This window comes from Sulfurovum sp. bin170 (assembly GCF_010892395.1).
Classification (GTDB): Bacteria; Campylobacterota; Campylobacteria; order Campylobacterales; family Sulfurovaceae; genus UBA1140.
Genome location: NZ_JAACKB010000163.1, coordinates 1 through 5,835, shown reverse-complemented (window position 1 = coordinate 5,835; position 5,835 = coordinate 1). Strand labels below are relative to the sequence as shown.

Genomic DNA, 5,835 nt, shown 5'->3' with positions numbered 1-5,835 from the left:
TTTCCTTATATGCAATTTGCATTTTCGGAATCGGCGTGTTTACACCCGAACTATTTGGTTCAAAAAAAGCTTAATTCATTGGCATTGATTTATTAGGATAAGGCAAAGCCATTGTCCCTACAATATTTCAATTTCAAAACAGTAGAGACAAGGGATTCCCTTGTCTAAATCCTTAATTCATTGGCATTGGACTTTAGTCCCGAATATATCGAGGCTAAAGCCATCGTTTCCTAGCTTTGCAAGAAGTCTATTATAGATTCTGAGAAAGAGGAGGGGAGGGTGAGAGAGTTTTAAAACTCCTCATCCTCTTTTTTATCCATAGCCTTAGCATTGTCCATAAGAACAGGAACAAAAAGCAGAGATACAAAAACAGCAGCAACTGTACCAGATATAAGAGCAACACCAAGTCCACCAAAGATAGGGTCACCTGCTAATAGAGCTGAACCTAAGATAATCGCAACGGCTGTAAGCATAATGGGTTTTGCTCTAGTGTTCGCGGCTATTGCAATTGCTCGTTTCTTCTCTATATCTTTTTTATTGATTAAATCCATAGCAAAGTCAATGAGCAGTAGTGAGTTTCTTGAACTAATCCCCATCAGAGCAATAAATCCAATCAAGGAGGTCGCTGTGAGGAAGAAGGTCTCTGTGGTGACCATATCTGCTACCCAGTGACCGAGTATTACACCAATCAATGAGAGAAATGAGCCAATCAAAATAATACCACTCAAAGCAAAACTTTTATAGTAGATTACCAATAAGAAAAAGATAAGTACCAGTGCAGAGATAAATGCTCCACCCAAATCTCTAAAGGTATCCAGAGATACTTTCATCTCTCCATCCCATCGGAGTAAGAACTTCTCACCTGAGTGTTTGTCTGTTAGGTATAGGTCAAACATATAGGTAGTAAATCCTGCTTTTTCAATATCATACTGCTTTGCAAAATGCTCCAACATCACATCTCTAGCATCCAGCAGTGGATAGAGTTGTGAGACCATATCGGTCTCTGCGATGACATTAATCATGCGACTAAGGTTTTTGTGCATAATCATCGGAACCGATTTGACTTTTGATATATCTACCATTTCGCTAAGCGGCACCATCATCCCTTTTTTGTTCATAAGATTTAGTGAAGAGAGTTTACTACGCAGGGCATCCTCATCAGAGGAAGATAGCTCTTTGGTCTCTTTACTAAGCACCAAAAATATTGGAATCTGTGTCAGGCGATTGGCTGAGTTTTTACTGGCGATAACCTTCCCCTCAAAGGCAAGATAGAGGATGTTGTTGACCTGTTTAATATCCAAGCCACTTCTGCTGATTTTTTCTTTGTTTGGGGTGAGGTTGTATCTGTCATAAATATCATCAGCCATAATGTCAATATCTACCAATCCCTCTGTATTGGCTAATATCTTACTTACCTCAATGGAGAGTTGTCGGCTCTGCTCAATATTGTCACCATGTACCTCTACCACAATAGAAGCCATAGTAGGAGGGCCAGAGGGTTGCTCTATGAGCTTGATAGTAGTTCCTGAAACAACAGATTCACAGCTATTTTTTAGAACAGGTCTTAATCTTTGGGTCATGAGAAATGATGGCTCTTCTCGGTTATGTTTATCCGTTAGGTTTACAGATATTTCAGCTACATTCTCTGTGCGTTTCATACTCGCACCCTTGACAAGACCTGCGTAATCTAGTGGAATACCCTGTCCATAAAAAGGCTCCATATGTAGAATCTCTCTCTCTCTTTTGAGTATATCGAGAACACATGTAGCTACTTTTTTTGTCTGCTCTATAGAGCTTGCTGTGGGTGTATCTATATAGATAGAGTAGGTGTTGGCACTCTTTCCTGGTAGCATTCTTGCTAGTACCCCTTTGCTTGGAAACATCAGCAGTGTGGCAAAAAAGGCTACAGCTGTCAAGACAACAACTAAAAACTTTTTGAATTTACTATCCAAAATATTATGGACAAACCGTTCAAATTTAGGTGTTTTATTATTTCCCATCTTTTGCTCCTTTTTTATCTTCGTGTTCAGGTTTTTTTAGAAGTTTTAGACTTAGATAAGGTGTAAAGATATAAGCAACAACAAGTGAAGCAAATAGAGCTACAGGTACATTATATGGTATTGGTTTCATAAATGACCCCATCATACCACCAACAAATGCCATAGGAACCATAGTCATAATAATTGCTAAAGTAGCAATATTGGTAGGTCCTCCAACCTCATCTGTTGCCTCAACAAGAAGTTCACCCATCTCTTTATCTTTGGCACTCTCGTCGTGGAGGTGTCTGTGGATGTTTTCAATAACAATAATGGCTGCATCCACTAGCAGTCCTAGTGATAGTAAAAATGCAAAGAGCGTAATCCTGTTCATGGTCTGACCCGTCATATATGCGATAAATAGTGTCACTGCCAAAATAGCAGGAACAGAGAATGTAACGATAAGCGACTCTCTCCAACCCAGTGCAAAGACCAGCATAATCGCAATAATAATAATGGTAATCACCAAGTGATGCATCAGCTCATTTACAGCCTCATTTGCTCTCTCACCATAATTTCTTGTAATGATATATCCTATCCCATCTTTCTCAAACGCTGTGTGATACTCTGTTAACATCTTCTCAACATCTTTTGCCACAAAAACAGCATTGGTTCCTGCTAGTTTAGCGATGGTCATGGTAACCTGAGGAGTGGCATCACTCATAGGGTTTTCAACTTTGCCATCTTCTCTATAATATATCTCAACATCTTGGAAGTTCTGTTTATCAATTCCTGCTGTAACCGATGCAACATCTCGCAGATAGATAGGAGAACCCATATATTGAGCGACGATAACATTGTTGACATCATCTATACTCTCTATAGCATTAGAGATACCAAACATAACAAGTTTTCCATCAGCAGAGCGACCTTTTACATCAGGTACAGAGACAGCTAGTGATTGAACAGATTGCATAATCTGACCCATTGAGAGGTGATATGCAGAGAGTTTTCCCATATCAACCTCTACATTAAACTGCTCTTTGTGGGCTCCTTTTAGAGTAGTTTTTGCAACATTTTCGATACCATTGATTTTGTGTTGAAGTGCTTTGACCTTCTCAACCAAATCAATCGTTGAGAGTTTCGAGTCCTCTTTTTTGTAGAGAGCAACGGTCATAATAGGGACAGCAATATCAATATCAAAGGGTTTAATAAGTGGTTGCATCACCCCTTTTGGCATCTGATCCATATTCTGCATCACTTTATCATAGAGTTTGAGATTGGATTTTTCTCTATCTTCACCGATATAGTACATCACATTGACGATTCCGACATTGTCCATCGCCATACCATAAACATGCTCTATTCCTTGAACCTCACGGAGTTTTTTCTCTAGGGGCTTGACAATGACATTTTCAATCTCCAAAGGGGTAGCACCTGGCATCGCTACAATAATCGCTCCACCTGATATAGCTATCTGTGGGTCTTCTTCTCTAGGCATCGTCTCTAGGGCTATCCAACCTATGGCTATAAGGAAAATACCCAAGACAGCAGTTAGAGGATTTCGAAGAAACCCTTTTGCTAATTTACCAGCAACATCTTTTACTTCATATGGTTTTTTTTGCATCATTAATCTTTAATATTGACTTTGGCATACATACCTGGATATATAGATTTGCCTTTTTTATTAAATTTGATTTTCATCTTAAACTTATGGGTCATTGGATTGGAGCTAGGGATAATCGAGGAGATACTTCCCATAGTTGCAAAATCTATTGATGGAATCTCTACAGCTACATTTTTACCAAGTTCAATATGCTTTAGGTTTGTCTCTGAAATCTCAACGATAATACTAAGCTTACTTAAATCAGTCAAGACAACCCCCGGCATACCAGGTATTGCCATCTCACCAACATTGAGTGTTTTCATAATGATTACACCATCATTTGGAGCTTTTAGTTTGAGATAGTTGTATTGGTTCATAACCTCTTTTTTCATAGCTCTTGCTTGTGCAATCTGTTTTTGAGATATTTTTACCATATCTTTCATGTTTTTGGCCGCTAGTTGTAGATTTTCTAGCTCATATTTAGAGACCATCCCTTTTTTAAACAGTCTTTGGTATCGTCCAAGATTTAGCAACACATTGGTCTCTTGATTTTTATTCATCTGAAGTGCTAGTTGTGCTTGTGAAATCCCAAGCTCCACTTGCTCTTTTTTTGAATCAATCTCTTTGGAGTCAATCTGATAGAGTAGTTGACCTTTTTTGACAATTTCTCCCTCAGAGACATTCATCTTTTTAACAATTCCCATATATCGGCTTGTTATCATCTTCTGGTTGTCTGAAACAACGGAGCCTGTCAGATTTAGTTCAATCGCACTAGCGTAGCTAACTGCTAAGAGTAGCAGTAGTGTTATTTTTTTCATATTTCATCTCCTTTGTCAATAATACTATTTAGTTCAAATATCTTTGTGTTTCTCTCATTTTTTACGGTAAGTAGTTTTAGTAGTACCTCAAGCTCTTTTGACTGTTTGATAAGTACATCAGAGATAGAGCTGATTCCCTCTTGATACTGTGCCTGATAAGTCTCATAGACTCTATTCGCAAACTCTAGTTGAGCCTCTAGGCTCTTTATCTCTGCATTTTCACTCTTAATCTCTGTCATAGTTTTTCTAACCTTAAGACAGATTCCTCTTTTGGCTAAGTTTACCTGCTCATGAACTTTCATATTTTCAACTTTGGCTCTCTCTAGGTTGTTTTTGTCTATTCCACCATTAAAAAGATTCCATTTTGCTTGAACACCTATAGTGTAAGAGTCTTTATCCAAAAACTCATTAAATAGATTATCATCCGCACTGCCATACTCGCCAAATGCACCCACTTCAGGCAGAAAGTTTGACTCTTGAAGTTTAACTGCCATATCTGTAATCTCTAATCCAAGCTTCGCTTTTCGTATATCAAGATTAATCTTCTGAACTTCCTCTTTTACCACAGTTGGCATAGGTGCCATATCTGAAACATTTTGGATAGATTCTACATCGCTATTCATTAAAAAAGAGAGATATTGATAAGCTAGTTCTCTGTTGAATGTAGCCTGACTCAACATGCTCATAGCCTCTGCTTTTCGTGCTTGGACTTCAAGCTGGTCAATCTCTTTTGCAAAACCCTCTTCTCTCATATTAGAAACAATCTCATCTAGTCTATTGATATTATCAATAATACTACCAAGATTTAGAATATAGTTATCAACCAAGGAGATGTCATAAAAAGTTTTAGTAGTCTGAAATATCTTCTCATTAAGTAGCTTAGATGTATCAAGCTTACTCATGGTATGTAGTGCATTAGTAATATTTTTATACTGTGTTAATTTTCCACCTGTATAGAGTGGAACCATATAGCTAAACTTTGTTTGAAAGTGGTTTCTCGCCTTTGGATTGTTTAAATTTTCTGGTGGATCTGAATACATTCTTCCCGCTGCCGTCATATCACCTTGTTGTGCAGCACCCATATTATTCATAAACTCTTCTGCTCCAAAATCACCAAATGTAGCCTCTCTGCTCTCTAGTTTAAATCCAAAAACATTTCCTGCACTATTGGATCGAATAGCTTGAAGTGTGACATCTAGTTTACCATAACGGTGACCCTCTGCCTCTTTGGCTTCATAGGCTTTCATCTGTTCAGTAAACTTAGCAATTTTTAGCTCCAAGTTATCCTTTTTGACCAACTCCAGAGCATTTTGTAGAGATAGGTTTTCAATCTTCGCTTCTAGCTCATCTGCATTTAGCATACTAGTCAAGATAACCAATGGTACAATACAGAGAGTTAAAGATTTTTTTAAAATCATTCTCTTCCTTTTCTTTG

Annotated in this window: 4 protein-coding genes; all 4 read right to left on the bottom strand. The window is 37.9% G+C overall.

Annotated elements, in window-relative coordinates; translation table 11 throughout:
* Positions 1-290 precede the first annotated feature (290 nt).
* The 4 genes from GSY74_RS03860 to GSY74_RS03845 are packed head-to-tail and all read right to left on the bottom strand — an operon-like array spanning position 291 to position 5,818.
* Positions 291-2,000 carry an efflux RND transporter permease subunit gene (locus GSY74_RS03860; protein ID WP_164663789.1) on the bottom strand — a complete coding sequence of 570 codons (1,710 nt, stop codon included), beginning with the start codon at positions 1,998-2,000 and terminating at the stop codon, positions 291-293.
* The gene (locus GSY74_RS03855) at positions 1,990-3,606 is read right to left on the bottom strand and encodes an efflux RND transporter permease subunit (RefSeq protein WP_164663788.1); all 1,617 of its coding nucleotides are present in this window, start codon (positions 3,604-3,606) and stop codon (positions 1,990-1,992) included. The genes GSY74_RS03860 and GSY74_RS03855 overlap by 11 nt, the downstream gene beginning before the upstream one ends.
* Positions 3,606-4,400 (bottom strand): efflux RND transporter periplasmic adaptor subunit, encoded by a 795-nt coding sequence (locus GSY74_RS03850; protein WP_164663787.1) that lies wholly within the window; start codon positions 4,398-4,400, stop codon positions 3,606-3,608. Before GSY74_RS03850 ends, GSY74_RS03855 begins: the two co-directional genes overlap by 1 nt.
* Complete coding sequence (locus GSY74_RS03845; protein WP_255494529.1) at positions 4,397-5,818, bottom strand: TolC family protein; 1,422 nt, start codon at positions 5,816-5,818, stop codon at positions 4,397-4,399. Before GSY74_RS03845 ends, GSY74_RS03850 begins: the two co-directional genes overlap by 4 nt.
* Positions 5,819-5,835 lie beyond the last annotated feature (17 nt).